14 protein-coding genes are annotated in these 16,895 nt (G+C 47.3%); 10 read left to right on the top strand and 4 right to left on the bottom strand.

The features are described 5' to 3' along the window. Positions 1-377: 377 nt before the first annotated feature. Genes CFREI_RS08760 through CFREI_RS08730 form a run of 7 tightly spaced genes read left to right on the top strand, consistent with a single transcriptional unit; the run spans position 378 to position 7,235 of the window. Positions 378-1,550 (top strand): hypothetical protein, encoded by a 1,173-nt coding sequence (locus CFREI_RS08760; RefSeq protein ID WP_027011978.1) that lies wholly within the window; start codon positions 378-380, stop codon positions 1,548-1,550. 7 nt (positions 1,551-1,557) lie between these two features. After that, complete coding sequence (locus CFREI_RS08755) at positions 1,558-3,087, top strand: Hsp70 family protein (protein ID WP_027011979.1); 1,530 nt, start codon at positions 1,558-1,560, stop codon at positions 3,085-3,087. Further along, positions 3,084-3,563: a co-chaperone GrpE gene (locus tag CFREI_RS08750; RefSeq protein ID WP_027011980.1), complete on the top strand. Its 480-nt coding sequence runs from the start codon at positions 3,084-3,086 to the stop codon at positions 3,561-3,563. The genes CFREI_RS08755 and CFREI_RS08750 overlap by 4 nt, the downstream gene beginning before the upstream one ends. Beyond that, positions 3,553-6,192 (top strand): FtsK/SpoIIIE domain-containing protein, encoded by a 2,640-nt coding sequence (locus tag CFREI_RS08745; RefSeq protein ID WP_027011981.1) that lies wholly within the window; start codon positions 3,553-3,555, stop codon positions 6,190-6,192. Before CFREI_RS08750 ends, CFREI_RS08745 begins: the two co-directional genes overlap by 11 nt. After that, the gene (locus tag CFREI_RS08740; protein WP_156907702.1) at positions 6,189-6,674 is read left to right on the top strand and encodes a hypothetical protein; all 486 of its coding nucleotides are present in this window, start codon (positions 6,189-6,191) and stop codon (positions 6,672-6,674) included. Before CFREI_RS08745 ends, CFREI_RS08740 begins: the two co-directional genes overlap by 4 nt. A gap of 24 nt (positions 6,675-6,698) precedes the next feature. Then, a complete protein-coding gene (locus CFREI_RS08735) occupies positions 6,699-6,953 on the top strand; it encodes a hypothetical protein (protein ID WP_156907703.1) in 255 nt (84 codons plus the stop codon). Between the two features lie 18 nt (positions 6,954-6,971). After that, positions 6,972-7,235, top strand: coding sequence for a hypothetical protein (locus tag CFREI_RS08730; protein WP_156907704.1), 264 nt, complete (start codon positions 6,972-6,974; stop codon positions 7,233-7,235). A 376-nt stretch (positions 7,236-7,611) separates the two neighbouring features. Here the strand turns inward: CFREI_RS08730 and CFREI_RS08725 are convergent, their stop codons facing one another. The 3 genes from CFREI_RS08725 to CFREI_RS08715 form a co-directional block, all read right to left on the bottom strand. Further along, positions 7,612-9,990 carry a glycogen/starch/alpha-glucan phosphorylase gene (locus tag CFREI_RS08725; RefSeq protein WP_027011984.1) on the bottom strand — a complete coding sequence of 793 codons (2,379 nt, stop codon included), beginning with the start codon at positions 9,988-9,990 and terminating at the stop codon, positions 7,612-7,614. 106 nt (positions 9,991-10,096) lie between these two features. Beyond that, on the bottom strand, positions 10,097-11,299 hold the full coding sequence (locus CFREI_RS08720; protein WP_027011985.1) for an amidohydrolase: 1,203 nt from the start codon (positions 11,297-11,299) through the stop codon (positions 10,097-10,099). 1,045 nt (positions 11,300-12,344) lie between these two features. Next, the gene (locus tag CFREI_RS08715; protein WP_027011986.1) at positions 12,345-13,670 is read right to left on the bottom strand and encodes a DUF4921 family protein; all 1,326 of its coding nucleotides are present in this window, start codon (positions 13,668-13,670) and stop codon (positions 12,345-12,347) included. A gap of 31 nt (positions 13,671-13,701) precedes the next feature. Between CFREI_RS08715 and CFREI_RS08710 the strand changes: the two genes are divergently transcribed. Continuing rightward, the gene (locus CFREI_RS08710) at positions 13,702-14,091 is read left to right on the top strand and encodes a hypothetical protein (protein WP_027011987.1); all 390 of its coding nucleotides are present in this window, start codon (positions 13,702-13,704) and stop codon (positions 14,089-14,091) included. Between the two features lie 28 nt (positions 14,092-14,119). Further along, a complete protein-coding gene (locus tag CFREI_RS08705; protein ID WP_051255809.1) occupies positions 14,120-14,929 on the top strand; it encodes a hypothetical protein in 810 nt (269 codons plus the stop codon). Here CFREI_RS08705 and CFREI_RS08700 read toward each other — a convergent pair. Beyond that, a complete protein-coding gene (locus CFREI_RS08700; protein ID WP_051255810.1) occupies positions 14,926-15,777 on the bottom strand; it encodes a glycerate kinase in 852 nt (283 codons plus the stop codon). The genes CFREI_RS08705 and CFREI_RS08700 overlap by 4 nt on opposite strands. Positions 15,778-15,813: 36 nt before the next feature. Between CFREI_RS08700 and CFREI_RS08695 the strand changes: the two genes are divergently transcribed. After that, entirely contained in the window at positions 15,814-16,842 is a 1,029-nt protein-coding gene (locus tag CFREI_RS08695; RefSeq protein ID WP_240483195.1) for a lipase family alpha/beta hydrolase, read from the top strand. Positions 16,843-16,895 lie beyond the last annotated feature (53 nt).

The raw sequence follows: 16,895 nt of genomic DNA, 5'->3' as shown, positions 1-16,895 counted from the left end.
ACCCCATTAATTTGATATTTAAAATAATAAAACAAACCTATCAATGAATTAAGTTTCAATATAAAAAAACTATATTAAGGGGGTAGCTATTGTTATACATGTCCGCATTATGTATATCTATACTAATAGCTTATATGTAGTATATGAATTTAAGATATGTAGCAAATTAAAATATTATATCATCCCCCGTTTTCAGCCCCCTAAAAGTATTAATACCAGCATGATTTTAGTGGATAAATAAGCTAGGTCTGGTTATATGCATCAAAAAAAGCTGAAAATTGCATATTTTTCAGTTACCTCGATGGCATAATAAGATTCGTTAATTGTCTCTAAACTTTTAGAGAATTTGCCTGTCATGCAAAAGGGAAGTGCGTAATATGAGTGTGACAATTGATTTCTATGAACTCTTGAATGTTGACCGAGACGCGGAAGTGAAAGAAATCGAAAAAAGCCTTAAAAAGCAAATTTCGCTTTGGCGTAAACGTACAGAAGTATCAAATCTTTCAGTGCGCCAAGAGGCTGAACGGCGAATGGAACTGCTGGGGGAAGCGAAACGAATACTGCTTGACCAGCGTAGCAAAGAGGATTATGACAATGAGCTGAAAGTTCGGGGAGTTCAGCAGGTGCCAGTAGTGTCTGATCAGAATGGGACAATTGACTGGATAGAAGAAGCGCGTCAATATGTGGAGAATAATAAGTACTCAGACGCGCTCTACGCGACACAAATGGCTTTGAATTCTGGTATTTCGACACCTGAATTGTGGTATCTGAGAAGTCGTGCAAACGGCGGACTTGGTGAGTTCAACGACGCGCTTTATGAGGCGAAGCGGGCTGAATCGAGTGCTCCGAATGACGCGAAGTACGTACACCAAATTGCTGACTTGCATATGGTTATGGAAAATTATCCGGCTGCTCTTGAAGCGTTTGAAAAAGCATCAAAGATTGATCCGTCCGAGCTATTTTTTAAAACTGCAAGAACCGTCCTTTTGAGCGAATTGTCTCAACACGAAGAGGCCCTTGCTTTGGCGCGAAGCGAGTATAAGGAACGTCCTGATAATGAAGATGTTCGAGAGCTTTTGCTGGGAGTCTTGATGAATGCTTGTAGTAGCAAGTTGACTGAAGCGAAGAATTTCCCTGCCACGTATGTTGATAATGAAAAAGACTGGGCAGCATTAAATGAATACATCGAAGAGTTGAAGGAAATTGGTTTTTCGACCGATGAAGAGTTAGCGTCGAATCAACGTAAGCTCTACGACTTTCGTGACGACTCAAGTAGGAACGTTTTTGCGCCAGTGTTCTATATTGACACGACCCCATCGAAACTATTGAGATGGGATCCAGAAACTTTCCGTGGAAAAACATTAGCTGCTTGTTCTTTGGGGTTTAAGTTAAGTTTTATTGCACTGGGCTTGTTGTTCCTCCTTAACGGCAACGGGATTTTGGCGGTCCTTTTGATCGGAGTTGCAATTGTTGCGCTTATGCTTTCGTATAAACCATCTTGGAAAGCGCAAAAACAGTGGGCCGAAGCGATGAATGCCGCGATGGAGTAATGACATCATGGGATTTTTAGGCATTGACCTGGGGACTACCTTCTGCTGCGTTAGTCATATCAACGAGCTCGGTCAAGCGGTAGTTGTGCGCAATAGTGAAGGTTCGAATACTACCCCATCTGTTGTACTGTTCAACGAAGATGAAACGTACATTGGCCAAACAGCTAAGTCTCAGCGGACAATGTTTGCAGATAATATTGTGGAATTTATCAAAAATGAGATGGGGAATTCTTCCTGGAGAACGTATTCTCCGAATGGAACAGAACACACGCCAGAGACTATTTCATCCTTGATTTTAAGGAAGTTAGTTGACGACGCTAATCTACTTCTTGGAGCAAACTATAAGGAAGTGGTCATTACGGTTCCGGCATATTTCGATGACCAACGTAGATTTGCGACACAGCAAGCGGCTGAACTTGCTGGTTTAAATGTTCTAGGTCTAGTTAACGAACCGACCGCTGCGGCGTTAAGTTTTGGAGTTGAAAAAAACTTCAAAGGATCTTTGCTCGTTTATGATCTGGGGGGAGGAACCTTTGACGTAACCCTTGTGGACGTAAATCACTCCAACTATGACGTCGTGGCTTCGGTTGGAGACCGAAATCTTGGGGGGCGAGACTGGGACAATGAACTCATCAATTACTTGCGCAGGGAGTTTAAAAGCACTACCGGAATTGAGATACCCTTCGAACCCGAAGATGAAGCAATGCTTAGGGATCGCGCAGAGGCTGCCAAGCTAGCACTCACCCAATCCCAAAAGACGGCGGTTTTTCTGTCATACAAAGGGACTAGTCAGAAAGTAGTTATAACACGACAAGATTTTGAAAGAATTACTAAGGACCTCTTGCAACGAACTAGCTACATTGTTGACGAAGTATTAGACGAAGCAAACCGGCAGATGTCTGACATTTCTAAGGTAGTGCTAGTCGGAGGGTCTACGAGAATGCCGATGGTTTCAAGAATGCTTCAAGAGGAATATGGGGCAAATGTAGATCGCTCAGTTCATCCAGATGAAGCTGTAGCGATTGGGGCGGGTATTTATGGCATAACCCTAACTAAACAGAATACCAATATCGATGATTCTGATTCTGATGAGTCTCTATGGCTGGACCAGACACCTATAATTAGTGATGTTACAAGTCATGGACTAGGCACCACAGCACTTAACGATGATCAAGTCATGGAGAATTACGTCCTGATCCCAGCCCAGAGTAAAATTCCTGCGAGAAACTCACAAGTCTTTTTTACGGTTAGGGATCAACAAGCACAAGTCGAAATAGTTGTAACGGTTGGTGATGAGAGTGATGTCGAATATGTCACAATCATTGGCTCGTCAGTAATCGATTTGCCCCCACTTCCGGTTAAATCGCCAATTAGAGTCGTGTTTAATTACGATATCGACGGGATTGTTCATGTCGAAGTTTTTAATGAACTTAACGATGCTTTCCTTGGCGAATTTCCGGTTCAAAGACAGTCGGGTTTGTCCGAAGAGGAATTGGATAAATTTAAAGACATTGTATCAAAAATGGACGTTCAGTGAACAAGCACGAAGAAATACTTGCCGAAATCGAAAAACTCACCGATTTATTCCGGCGTAGATTGCTTAATGATCGAAATTACTTGACCATTATTTCTAATATGAAAGAAAAAGTGGAGCTCACTGAAGAAAAGCTTCGTGGACGTAACCTTGTTCCTTTTTTGCAGCATATTAGACTTCTACTCGAGCGAATAGATTTCTTGACTCGGGACTATCCAGACAATGATCACTTCAAGAGTATAGGCGATGAGTTACGCTCTTGCCTTCTACTTTTAGATGTCGAACTAATAGATTTGCTTGAACCATTTGACCCGCGTCGTCACACTGCGGTGTCCTCGAGAGAGGAACTGTTAGTACTTGGTGACCAGGGAGCAATTGTAGAGAGAGTAATTAAGGTAGGTTTTAGTAGAAATAAAGAAGTCCTAATACCGGCAGATGTTCATGTTGTTGTGCCGAAAAGAGTGACTCATGATGAATGATGCATCAATTGAGAGCAAGGCTATCGCGTTTCGCGAGACCTACAAAAATAAATGCTTGGAGATTGAGAAACTATCAAAAACCCTAGAGTATCTGAAGCAACAACAACTCAGTAATCAGCGTGCAATAATAAGTTCTTCGAGAGATGCTGCAAACCGTAAACTGGCAACTTTACTCTCTGCACACGAAGAGTCCTGTAACAAGGAGCGATCAGAACTAATTCAGCACGTGCGAGGTTTAGCTGAAAAAATCGCACCTGGAGCTTTGAGCGCCAGATGGGAAGACCCGGTTTGGCTCTCGGCACCGGATCCAGAGTTAATCCCTTGGGCTGTAAGTATTGGATCTATTAAAATCGGCAAGCAGCAAATTCCAGTTCTGCTTCCTCTGGTTAAATTTGGGTACATTGAATTTAATGGTGAAGAAGCTGAATTTTGGCGGCTCCAACTCGAAATCTGTTTGAGAATACTTGGATCTATCGGCCCACATAAGATAAATATTTTTTCTTGGGATCCAAATTTTAAATCCTTACTTGGTGTCCTTCAACCTCTAGGTAAAATTTTATCGAATTCCTGTAACAAAAGTGCAGCTACACGGGTTGAATTGGAAGAAATGCTAAATGAGTTGCGGTCTGTGGTTCGTGACGACACTGACCGTATTCGATCCAAAGGTTATTTCACCTACACTGATGCGCTCCTTGAAGGTTTTAACGAAGCGGGAATTACACTCTTGTTCCTCGGGGCTGACCTTCCGAAGGAAACCGATATTGATGGCCTATTAAATATTGCTGCAGATACTAATCTCTTGGTGATTAGTCGAAGTGTGCACATCTCGACTAACATTCAAAATAAACTTGAATTAGACATTAATAATGGACGTATGTCGCTGACTGGCATCGCAATTGATGCTGATCGGGGAAGTGTATTGCAGGGTGAAGCTTTACGGACTCTGGTAGATCAAATGGTACTCCATGAGCAACACAAAAAGCTTCCTAAGTTGTCTTTAATCGATTTATTGTATGGATCCGATATCGAGCAATGGGTGGACTCTGGAGATGAGGGTGTTTCAGCTGTTATTGCGCGGAACAGTGACCAAACTGTTTCGGTTAATTTACGTAGTTCTAATCCACCAACCCCAAATTGTTTGATAGGCGGAGCTGTTGGTCAAGGTAAGACGAATTTGCTTTTGACATTGATTCATTCGCTCGCGTTTAATTATTCGCCGTTAGATTTACAATTTATTATCTTGGATCTCAAAGATGGAGTTGAGTTTAATTGCCTAGGGCCGAACAGCACGGGAATAGCTTGGCTGCCTCATTTGAAATCTTTGGGACTATCTTTCGATATTGACTATGCGGTTTCAGTTTTGGAATGGGTATCTCAGGAGTTAGAACGGAGAAATCGGATTTTTAGAACGGAAGGTGTATCTTCTTTTAATGCTTACCGAGCAAGCTGCAGCGGGGAATACTTACCAAGATATGTCCTAATAATTGATGAATTTCATCGAATCTTTGAAACGGGTGACCAACGTTCCGCAAAAGCAGCAACGCTTTTAGAACATTTGAGCCGCACGGGACGCAGTGCAGGACTCAATATAGTTCTATCTTCGCAGAGTATTAGTGGTATAACTGAATTAGGAGCGAAAAGTAGCGTCATTTTTTCACAATTTCATACAAGAATTTCTTTAAAAAACACTCGTGAAGAATCACTGAGTATTTTAGGTCCAGGAAATTATGCTGCAAGTGAATTAACGCATCCTGGTGAAATCGTTTTTAATGATGATCTCGGAACTGTCTCTCGGAATATTCGTGCACAATCTGCATATGCCTCGAGCGAAGAGCTAGTTGATCTGAGGCGCCAGCTATGGCAACAAGGGGCTGGGCCAAAACCTTTGATTTTCGATGCCAGTGTAGATGCAGAATGGCCTAACGAAAAAGTCAACGACATCGTCGTTGGAAGGTTTGCCACTCTAGAGAATGACGTCGCCAAGATTAATTTAGGAGAAGGAAACAAAGGCATAGGTCTGATCGGTGGTGATCGAACAAGCTGTGCGTCTTCATTAGCGAGTATCCTACTTTCAAGTCTTGAAACATTTAAAAATCCACCTGCAATCACCATATTGAACGGCCTCACACGAACTGATCCCATCGGTGCTTGGCTTGGCACTGTCGTAGAAATTCTTGAAGAGAACAGAGCAAGTGTCACACTTATTTCGCCAGAAGAGATTTTATCTTGGCTAAGTTATGACACTGCGAGCGACATTGTTGTTGCTTTACAGGTCAACGAGATTCCCCAAATGAGCGAGCAGATTAACTTTAGCTCTGGCAATGACGCGTTTGGAAAAAAAATCCAACAAATCCTGCGGGATTCAACGTTGTTTGTTGGCTGGTGGAATTCGATAAGTGCTGCGCAGCAAAACGCCTTCGACTATTCCAAGCTTTTCAAATTCGCTGTTCTCTGTGGAGAATCAAAAGACGATAGATCAGCATTGTGTGGTCCAATGTATCCAGCCAGTATTGGGCATCGGCGATCAACACTTGTTCAAGTAGGAGCTCCTCAAACAGCCCAACGCGTTGTTCCATTTTCATTTGAAAGTATGAAGGTGAACGAATACGTAGAAATGAGACAAATGTGATGTGGGAGGAGTATCGCGAAAGCCTGTTTGCTATTGATAATATGGAGAGAGACTTTCGGGATAAAGAGCGTGCCTTGGTGCGGCACTGTCAAAAACAGACAGAAAATCAAATGACACGTATTCGTGAAATTTCTGCAGAATTCCAAGAACTAGAAAAAAAGATCGTTGCAATTAATGCTGAATTAGATGTTGTAAGAAAGTATTTTCCAGAAGGTTATACCGCTCAGCCAAGCGAATTTTTCGACCGAAGTGCGACGATCGAAGAGGTTAAACATGATATAGAAGAGTTGCTAGGCTGGTCTAGAGAAGCTGGTAAGCAGGCACAAGCACTGTCAGCGCTTTATCGTCACGAACAAACCAAAGTGACCTCGGGTAAGTCTTCTGATCCTCGAGTAGCGATTGCAAAGAATAATTCATCCGCGAGATATATTGCATTATCTGCTTTGGTTGTTTTCCTATTGTGCGTTTTCTATTTTTTTTAATTGATGGAGGTTAGCTAGATGTCAATGAATACTCAACTTGCGCAAGAGTTGGAAGTTTTGCTAAACACACTTCAGCAAACTGAAGCTATCATCATGGGTGTTCAACCAGGGATCATACAAACCACCGGTGAAGTGCACCGAATAATTGGGGATTCCCAGAAGGGGATCGATAAGCGTATGGTGGGATCCCTCAATAATGCAATTCATTCGCTCGCTGAGGCGCACAATGCGGTATCTGTAAGCGTGCAGGCTATTTCCCAATTACGTGCAACTATTTAGTAAAGAAAGGATTTGAACATGAGTATTAATAATATGCTAGAAAGTTTGAATTCTCTTAACTCTAATCTTGAAGGTCAGAGTAACAATCTAATGGCTTGTGCGCAGTCTATTCACAGTCACATGTCCACTTTGATGGCTCTTGATGGAGGGACAAGTAATTCGAGTACACGCCAAGCTTTATCTCTATTGGATCAAGCTACTCGTAGTTGCCAAAAGGCAAGTATGGCTATTTCTGAAGCCAAATCAAGCGCTGTCCACTATATTTCTGAAGTTCGAAGTTAGGTTTGAATACTTAAATTAAAAGAAGGGGAAATCAATGTTTACTTATGAGGCTAGCGCCTATCCAAGCGGCAACCAAAATATACGTACGATTTGCAATAATCCACGTTGTGGAAAAGTCTTTTATGTGCAATTTGGCGCGCACTCGTATCGTTGTCCTCACTGCCAGCGTCCGCAGTAGTTTAAACTCTGCTTGTCAGGATATGTAGCGCCAAGTGCAAAACTGTAATGGAGAATGATTCAGAAGGTGTCGTTTCATTTTCGGACGGAGCAAGGTGTAAGGATTTCATATCGCTTTTGCGTCTATTTAAACTTGAAAACCCACCTATTGCTGCACAGTGCTGCAACCAGGTGGGTTTCGTTTTATCTAGGCGAGAACCTAGATTTTTGTGTGCTCTAATTTCCACACTTCGCGGGCATAGTCCGCGATAGTGCGGTCAGAGGAGAAGCGGCCGGATTCGCAAATGTTGATCCAGCACATGCGGGCCCAGTGGAGCCGATCGGCGTAGTAGTCGGCTGCCATGCGGTCGCAGGCTTCCCGGTAGGAGTCAAAGTCTCCGAGGACGTAGTAGAGGTCTGGTGTTTCCCAACCGCAACCATCGAGTAGTGATGAGCGGAGGTCGTGGAACATGCCGCTGTGGTTGTCGTTGAGGATATTGGGATCAACTAGTGCGTCGAGTGCGCGCTTTAGGCCCGGCACGGTTTCGTAGTGTGCCTGTGGGTTGTATTGGGCGCGGAGTTCTTGGAGTTCTTCAACTTTGGCGCCGAAGATATAGGCGTTGTCGTAGCCTACGGAATCCACGATTTCTACGTTTGCGCCATCGAGGGTTCCCAGTGTGAGTGCACCATTCATCATGAATTTCATATTGGAGGTGCCTGAGGCTTCTTTTCCTGCGGTGGAGATTTGTTCGGAAATGTCGGCCGCTGGGATAATGTGTTCGGCGGGGGATACGTTGTAGTTTTCCACGAAAACTACACGGAGGACTTTATTTACTTCCTCATCATTATTGACCAAGTTGGCAATTTCATTAATGAGCTTAATGATCGCCTTTGCGCGCACATATCCGGGGGCGGCTTTTGCGCCGAAGATAAAGGTGCGTGGCGGTACGTCGCTTAAGCCATCTTCTTTAATGCGGAAGTAAAGGTCCAGGATATATAGGGCGTTCATAAATTGGCGCTTGTATTCGTGGAGGCGCTTAATTTGAACGTCGTAAATGGAGTGCGGATCGATTTCAATGTTTTGGCGAACTTTGATCCACTTTGCAAAGTCTGCTTTATTGGCGTCTTTAATGTCCAGCAGTTCTTGCATTACGGCATCGTCATCGGTGAAGTGACGGAGTTTTTTCAGTTCGTCCAGGTTTGTGACCCAAGCGTCAGAACCAGCGAGGCGGGTTATCAGGTCAGAGAGCCGTGGATTGCACATCTTTAGCCAGCGGCGGGGGGTTACACCATTGGTCTTGTTATTGAACTTCTCTGGCCAGATTTCGTGCCAGTTGCGCAGCGTATCTGCCTTAATGATTTCGGTGTGCAGTGCTGCTACGCCGTTAATGGAATACGAGGCGTAGCAGGCGATCCACGCCATATGAACGGTGCCGTCTTGCAATGGGGACATATGGTGGATATGGGTTTCGTCGAAGCCGAGTCCACGGAGTTCTTCCCGGAAGCGGCGGTCGATTTCAATAATGATTTCCCATACACGGCCAAAGAGCTGTTGGAAGATACTGTAGTTCCACTGTTCGAGTGCTTCGGCAAGGACCGTGTGGTTGGTGTAGGCGAAGGTTTTTTGCACTACTTTCCATGCGTCTTCCCAACCCATATTGTGGTCGTCCATAAGTAGGCGCATGAGTTCAGGGATTGCCAGCACTGGGTGGGTGTCATTGAGTTGGATGCAGTTGTAGTCCGCAAAGTGCGTAAGGTCTGGTCCGTGGTGCTCAATGTAGTTGTCGATCATGGCCTGCAAGGAGGCTGATACAAAGAAGTATTGCTGGCGCACGCGGAGTACTTTGCCGGCGTAGGTGGTGTCGTTCGGGTAGAGGACGCGGCACAGGTCCATAACGGCTTCGCGTTCCACAATGGCATCGGTAAAGCGCTGGGAGTTAAAAGCGTCATAGTCGAATTCGGCCATTGGTTCGGCTTTCCATAGGCGCAGGGTGCCAACGTTATCGGTGCCGTAACCGGTAATTGGCATGTCGTATGGAGTGGCGCGAACGGTCATATCGTCAAATCGGACGATACGTTGTTGGTTTTCCCGGCGGACTACAAAGGGGTAGCCGTCTTCTTTCCAAGCGTCTGGTTCTTCGGTTTGGAAGCCATCGATAAAGCTTTGCTTAAACAGGCCGTATCGGTAGAGAATGCCGTAGCCGGTAACCGGGAGGTCTTGTGTTGCGCAGGAGTCAAGGAAGCAGGCTGCAAGGCGGCCAAGACCACCGTTGCCTAGTGCGGCGTCGTTTTCAGCGTCGAGAATATCGGAGAGTTCATGACCATTGGCGCGTACTGCCTCGGCAGCCTCATCGACCATATCTAGGTTGGTGAGGTTATTAAGCAGCGCGCGGCCCATCAGGAATTCGGCAGAAAAGTAATGCTGCTGCCTAGTCGCATTGTAGGCCGCAGTCGTCGCTTCCCATGTATCGGCGATTTGTTCCATGACTGCGGCGGAAAGACCGAACCAGAACTTACGATCGGTTGCGGTTGCAGGTGACGTACCGGAGGCGGCGCGTACATGGCCGCCGACATTCGCGGCTAGCGCGTTTTCACTCATCGTGTGTGGGCTCCTGGGTTATTGACAACGTGTATTCGGGCGCGAGTCAGCTACGCACCATCGGGATAAGCATATAGCCCGGCGCCCGGTTCCTCCATGTGCAAGGTCAATCGCGCGAAAGATAACTCAAAATTGCGGCCGCACCTGCCCTGGTAGTAGCCGATACCGAAGGGGCATAATCGGGGATAAAGTTTGGCATATGGTTTACCGGCGGCGTATCGACGCCCGGCGGGGTCACTCCCACAGTCCAGTACAGGTATGGCACCCCCAAGGCCCGTGGAATTTCGGAAAAATCTTCGGACGCAGTCCACGGTTGAGCATCAATGGAATCCTTGTTGAACACGGCGTCGAAAAGCGGGCGTACTTTTGCAAAAACCTCAGGGGAGTTGTCGGTGAGCTCGCCGTGGTTTGAATACTCAAAGTCTGGTTCCTTTTCGCAGCCGCTTGCCAAACATTCAGCCGTAACTACGCGATGAATCGCCTGGTAAACCTTAGTTTTTACCTCGTCCGAATAAAACCGGCAATTTAATACAAGCGTGGCTGAACCCGGGACAGTATTATTTGTATGCCCAGAAATCAATGAGCCAACAGTGACCACGGCGAAATCGAACGGGGAAACCTCCCTGCCAACTATTCCCTGCAACCGCACAACAATCATTGCGGCAATGAACGTTGGGTCGATTGATTGATGCGGCATTGAACCATGAGCGCTCCGTCCGTGAATCGTAATTGTAATCGTGTCACACGCCGCCAACGCCGGACCCGCCATAGACATCACAGTACCCGCAGGACCCGCAACCACGTGTTGCCCAAAGCACACATCAGGCTTCGGTATGAGATCGCACAAACTATCGGCAACCATGGCTGCTGCCCCCGAAGCTGTTTCCTCCGCAGGCTGAAACAACGCGACAAACGTACCCTGCCACTGATCCCGCCGGGCATCAAGAATCGCACATAAACCCAATAATGCGGTGGTATGCATATCATGCCCACAGGCATGCATTTTCCCAGGTTCCGTGGAGGCGAAGTCTGCGCCAGAATCCTCATGAACAGGCAAAGCATCAAAATCAGCGCGCATCAAAGCACACGGGCCATCCCCATTACGGAAAATAGCCACAATGCCATGGCCTCCAATTCCGCTTAGTACTTCACACGAAAACTCTGCTAACTTTTTGCGGATCGCCGCCGCAGTCTCAGTTTCTTCGCCTGATAGCTCCGGGTGCGCATGCATCCATTGGTAAAACTCTCGCTGCCACGAGAGGTCCACGCCATGGTCATTAATAAAAGCGGCAATGCTAGTAAGCGACATGGAGCAAGGCTACACCTAGAACACATGTTTTGCGGGTAGTGAGGCAGGGATTTGAGTTTTGATTCGAGCGAGGTTTGTGAGAGCCGTCAGATATATGGAGCTTAGATTTTCCGGAGGGGGTGTTTGTCTATTGAGGCAGATTTGTGTTGTGGGCTCTCGGGTTTGCTTCTGGCCTGGGAAAACATGCTGTTCTCTTGTGTGCAATGTCAGATCTGCCTTATAGGCTGGGTATAGCGCCCTATATTTGGGTTGGATTTGAAACTACTCCCCGCCGGTTTGGGCTGGTGGGCTGGAAATCCAGGGTTTTGCGGGGGTTTGAGTTGGTCTCCTGGGTGAGTTGGCTGGGCTCTGGTCGGGAGGTGCTTGGTCTGGTTGGATGCTGGTCGGTCCTTTTTGGCGCGGGCCGGTCTTTTCGGGCGCTGGTTGGTCTTTTGGAGGTCCGGTTGGGCGCTGGTTGGGCGTGTTGTCACAGATTCCATTTTTTCGGCGGATTTTATGGAATCTGCGACACGATAGGTAGGGAACCTGTCACAGATTCCATTTTTTTCGCTGTTTTTATGGAATCTGCGACAAACCCCAGGTCAACGCTTGTGTGCAATGTTGGTTGCTGTCACAAATTCCATTTTTTCAGGCGATTTTATGGAATCTGCGACAGTAGGAATGAAAACATCACTAGTTTGATAGGGTGCGCCTATTAAACACCCAGGAAGCTAGCTCAAACGCCCGCGAAAGCGGCGCACCACCGAAAAACCAGCCCACCAGCCCAAAATATCAGGCAGATCTAACACACCCCACCACCCAACAAGGCAGATTTTACATCGCCCACCACAGGATCACCACATGACCAGGGGAAACACAGAATTCGCTCGCGTGCAATGTCAGATCTGCCTTTCCTAGCCCACAACAGATGTCAGATCTGCCTCATTTCCCTACAAAACTAGAAAATTTTTCAAGATCTCCAGACCAACGCCCAACACGACGCGCCCAAAATCACGCGCCCAGCACCACGCACCTCAAACCACCCACCACCCACCTCACCCAACGCTTACTTCAAAAACGGGTTGTATTTCAGGCTATTGCGTTCCACTTTGCATTCCATGGCGATGCGGATGTTTTTGTTGATGATTCCGTCGTCGCGTAGGTGGTAGAGCGCGGTGACCATTCGGTCTCGGAGGTCTTTTGGTGAAATGGTGTTCAAATAGATCTTGGTTCCGCCTTCGAATCCTGCGAGTGTGGATACGCGCCATTTAATCATTACGCGCCATGGCATTGGAATATCTAGGTCTACTGGTTTGTGGTGCCATTCTTCATTGCAGGGGATTTCGGGTCCGGCGCCTGCGTGGCAGGCGTGGATTAGGTCGCTCATGGCATCGCGTTCTTCGGTGGTCAGTAGCCATGGCTCTGGGCTTGCGGATTTTGAATAGATTTCCAGGGTGGGGTAGCGGTGGCCAAAGCCGGCAAAGCACACGGCGTGATCATTTTCTGCAATTACCAGGTTTTGGTAGGCGGCGTAGTCTACGGCCCATTCGTTGAACATATTGGGATTGGACCGTAGTTGTGCGATTTCTTGTTCGGCTTGGAAGCCGCGCCCATCAATGGCTACGAGCTGTTTGTGCAAGTGGTCGAATGAAGCTCCAGCCGGTTTCAACCAGTTCTGGAACACAGCAACATAGGGCGAATACCGGTTCCGCCGGTATAGGTCTTCCAAAGAGTCGATCGTGAATCGAATGAATGCTCGGTGTTCGTCAATGCTTAGGGTGCCGGAGGAGGCGAGTTGATTGTCATGAGTGGCGCCGTCGATAAAGTGGCGTCGGCCAATAATTACATCGTGCCCACCTGCGAAATATCCACCCGCGCGATCAAGTAGCTGCGCTTCGGGGAGGTTTGGGTCCATCCCCGCAGCTTTTAACCGGGTGCGTACAATATTGAGAACGTGTTCGTATCCTTCGGGGTCTGCCAAGTAGCGTTTCATTCGTGCTTCGGTTTCGCTATCCATTACGAAGTCGTAGTTGGCGCACCAAAAATCGTAGGACACGATTTCGAATAAATTGGGCACGCGCCGAAATTCTGCTTGGGTTTCAAATAACTGTTTGGGTAAGAGTCCGCGGAGTATTTCCCAGCCGGTTTCGGTGCGAACCATTCGGGATTTTTCCGGCGGGGTTTGTAGATAATTATCTGCACAGAAAGCGCAAGTATTTGTAAAAGCCCCTGGTTGCAGTGCCTTTGGGTGAGATACGGGGGTGGAGAGCGGCCGGTTTCCTCGCCCTGGAACGGTCCAGACTTCAGTGCCGGTAAAAGGGTTTACTTGTTTAATGGTTCCATCGGCCATTGTTGTAAGTGGCATGGGGCGGGAATGCAATTGTGGGCTCATACTTATCAAAGTTATCCGCTAGGGTGGCGGCATGCCCAACATATGTTTTCACGCTTTAGTTCCGGATGCCGAAGTTGCGTTTTTGGAGGATCGTTTTCATAAGCTATCAGCAAATCTTATCGACGCCGCGGCCGCCCAAGATTTCCAGATTAAGCAACGGTTAGATCCATGCCCGGAGGAAGAACAGTTACGTCAGGTGTATCGGGAGGAGCATGGGGATTCCGAATTAGAGAATGCGAATGTGTATTGCATAGATATTTCGGTGATTGACCCACAACGATCGCTGAATGAAATCGCAATGGTGTTTGCACGGCTTTTAACTCCTCCGGCAGACCTGCCGAGTGAGGCAGCATTTTTAGAAAATGAGGAAGCTTTTGAGATTCCGGCAACCTACCCATGGATGGTTCATGTATTCCCTTAGGTAACTACTGTTTGATACTTTGATTTTTATGAAAACCCTTGGTGACGAGCTTCGATGGACTTTTACCTGGCCGTTCGGCTGGTTGCAAGGGGTGCTTGTCAATCTGGTTTTAGCGGCTGCCTATTTAGTTTTTTGGCCGCTGGCGGTAAATGATCAATACGATATTGTGCTGCTTTTTTCGGTGTACTTTGCCACGTTTATTATGGCGGATGTAACTACAACTAATATATTTGGGCACGATATTGTTCGAATGTTAAGAGCCTTAGACCAGGGCCGATCGTTTCTTTCGCTTATGTTGTTAAAGAATCTTGTGCAAACGATCGTTGTGGTAATCCCAATGCTGCTTATTACAGTTGGCGTAACATATGCTGTTCGTGGTTTGGGCGAACTAGTGTTGGCGATTCCTGGGATTTTATATCCAATGCTGTTGTGGTTGGGGGTCGGCAATGTTATTTCGGTGGTATTTCCAGTAATTCCAGCGCCTATCCAATGGCGCATACAAAGTGTTCGTCAAGGGGTGCATCATTGGAAGCTCCATGCGCCCTTGGTGATTTCCTATGTAGTTCCATGGGTGATCTATGCGATTACTTCGTATACGGATATTCCGGGTAACTTAAATGCACTGATTCGCGAGTTTGCTGGAATGCCGCATAAGTGGGAAAGCGGCTTAATTTTATTGGTGTTTTCGTCTGTTCTGTATGTATTTTTCACATGGCTCAGTGTTGCAATTGTGCGGCATTATGGTTTTGCATTGCGGATGCAAGATCAATTAGTGCGTGAGGCACCGCTCGATCAGCAAATGCATATAGCTGCCGCACGATTATTGCCGGGGAATTAGGTGGAAAAATGGGCTTGGATTTTTTCCTCCATAGATTCGCCAGCCCCAATGGTAATTGTTTCTATATTTGATGCGCCCAAGTGCTGTAGCAGTGAAAGAGTAGGAGAGTTCGGGGCAGTGGCAAGAATAACTTTGGTATGAGTTTGCAGAAGTTCTGGCACGCCTAGTGAATTAAGCAATGTGGGAAGGGCTGGAAGAACGTGTACATGATCCGTATTGGTATGCATGAGTTTGGAAAGCCATGTGATTCCTACGGCAATACCTTGGTCTTCGGGGAGGCCACAGAAGGCAGCGAAGTTTGGGCTAGACGGCTGGGGCGCGGCGTCGATAAGCAAAACCCATTCGGCGCAGGCGGCTGGGATATTGAGTTGGGCGGTGTCAATATCGGTGATAGCCGAAAGTCCCCGTTGGCCGGGTTGAACAGGTAAACCTGAGGCATTGAGCGGTTGGGCGCCCAGGGCGATCAGAATGCCGGTGCCGCCGTCACGTGTATGGATGCCCGCAGTGGCAAGAACAATACGCTCTGCACCACGGGAGATTGCGTCGGCAATGAGGACGCCAGTGCCATATGTATCGGCCGTATGTGGGTCGCATATGTCATCGGAGACATCGATATATGCCTGAGCATTGGCCTCATCAAATACATAGGTTGCTTCGGTGAGTTTGCCGGACGGGGTCACCGTAGGGAGGGTAATTTCTACCCCTTGAAAACAATAAGCAGTTCCACTGCCACCTAATGTAATAGGAACCTGAGTAATATTCTCGGCTCTAAGAGCTGCGGAAACCGCATTACACACCTGATGCGGTGTGTGGTCAGCAAGAGGTTCAGCGATAATCAATACGGACATTATTCCTATTTTCTTGGATTACAGTCTGTGGTTGTGATGAAGAAGCTTATCGTGAGTTTGATTATTGGGGTATGTATATCCACACCAGCGGCGGTGGCCACAACCGAACTAGTGCCCCCCGCGCAATATGCGCCAATAGCAAACCATGGTGCGGAAGCTCGCCATAATCAGATCGCGGCAGGCAGCACACCGCTGGTACCACAAGGTGTAAATAATCCAGAATGTCGGGTCACTCCAGAACGTCCATACGCGGTGATTCTATTGCACGGTACAGACGCCAGTCTGTATGGCGATTTTGCAAAACTCGGTGCGGAAATTGCCGCTGATGGTTGGTGTGCTTTCGGCATAGATTATGGTGCCGGGCGGGATGGTCGCTTCGGTTGGAATGAAGTACAGCAATCTGCGCACCAAGTAGATGAGCTTATTGCGCAAGCCTTACAGAGTTCAGGTGCTGAAAAAGTCCAGATTATTGGGTTTTCACAAGGTGCTGCGGTTGGGCGCTGGTGGGTTAATCATATTGATCAAGGGAAACGAACACATCTTTGGTTGGGTATGGCATCGCCTACGCGTGGAGGAAGCCTCTATGGGTTGGCAAATCTTGCAGTGCAGTTTCCCCCGCTTTTGGGAATTGCGCAGGAATCTGGTTTGGTTGGGCCAGGGGCCGCCGGATTGATTACAGGTTCGCCATTTGTTGATGAACTCAATGCTGGGGGTGAAACGGTTCCAGGGCCAGCCTATGTCACTATTTCTACCCGCACTGATGAAGTGATGCCGGAGTGGGCGAACCAGCCGATCTATGGGGAACGTACACGCAATATTGTGCAGCAGGATCTGTGCCCGGAAAACCTCGGAGGGCATATGTATATGACCTATAACCCGACAATTACTCAGCTCGTGCGGTTTCTATTGGTTGATTGGCAAAGTGGGGGTAATAGGGGGGAGGTTCCGTGTCAGCCTGTCCCATTGGGGGCTTTTCTTCCGGAGCTAGTTATTGCCGATAAGCTGCAAAAACTTCAAGATCCAATGCGGCGCCCACAACCTGTGACCTACGGCATAGTCCAGTGATTTGCGGATACCTGTCGGACCATTGAAACTTAGAGGCGGTCCTAAACGCCCGA

The organism is Corynebacterium freiburgense, from assembly GCF_030408815.1.
GTDB lineage: Bacteria > Actinomycetota > Actinomycetes > Mycobacteriales > Mycobacteriaceae > Corynebacterium > Corynebacterium freiburgense.
This window is presented reverse-complemented; position numbering and strand designations above follow the sequence as displayed.

What these genes read in the sequence shown, in the direction of transcription:
- CFREI_RS08725 (WP_027011984.1), bottom strand. Translation starts at nt 9,990, where the DNA reads ATGAGTGAAAACGCGCTAGCCGCGAATGTCGGCGGCCATGTACGCGCC.
- CFREI_RS08715 (WP_027011986.1), bottom strand. Translation starts at nt 13,670, where the DNA reads ATGAGCCCACAATTGCATTCCCGCCCCATGCCACTTACAACAATGGCC.
- CFREI_RS08745 (WP_027011981.1), top strand. Translation starts at nt 3,553, where the DNA reads ATGATGAATGATGCATCAATTGAGAGCAAGGCTATCGCGTTTCGCGAG.
- CFREI_RS08720 (WP_027011985.1), bottom strand. Translation starts at nt 11,299, where the DNA reads ATGTCGCTTACTAGCATTGCCGCTTTTATTAATGACCATGGCGTGGAC.
- CFREI_RS08705 (WP_051255809.1), top strand. Translation starts at nt 14,120, where the DNA reads ATGAAAACCCTTGGTGACGAGCTTCGATGGACTTTTACCTGGCCGTTC.
- CFREI_RS08730 (WP_156907704.1), top strand. Translation starts at nt 6,972, where the DNA reads ATGAGTATTAATAATATGCTAGAAAGTTTGAATTCTCTTAACTCTAAT.
- CFREI_RS08700 (WP_051255810.1), bottom strand. Translation starts at nt 15,777, where the DNA reads ATGTCCGTATTGATTATCGCTGAACCTCTTGCTGACCACACACCGCAT.
- CFREI_RS08735 (WP_156907703.1), top strand. Translation starts at nt 6,699, where the DNA reads ATGAATACTCAACTTGCGCAAGAGTTGGAAGTTTTGCTAAACACACTT.
- CFREI_RS08755 (WP_027011979.1), top strand. Translation starts at nt 1,558, where the DNA reads ATGGGATTTTTAGGCATTGACCTGGGGACTACCTTCTGCTGCGTTAGT.
- CFREI_RS08760 (WP_027011978.1), top strand. Translation starts at nt 378, where the DNA reads ATGAGTGTGACAATTGATTTCTATGAACTCTTGAATGTTGACCGAGAC.
- CFREI_RS08695 (WP_240483195.1), top strand. Translation starts at nt 15,814, where the DNA reads ATGAAGAAGCTTATCGTGAGTTTGATTATTGGGGTATGTATATCCACA.
- CFREI_RS08710 (WP_027011987.1), top strand. Translation starts at nt 13,702, where the DNA reads ATGCCCAACATATGTTTTCACGCTTTAGTTCCGGATGCCGAAGTTGCG.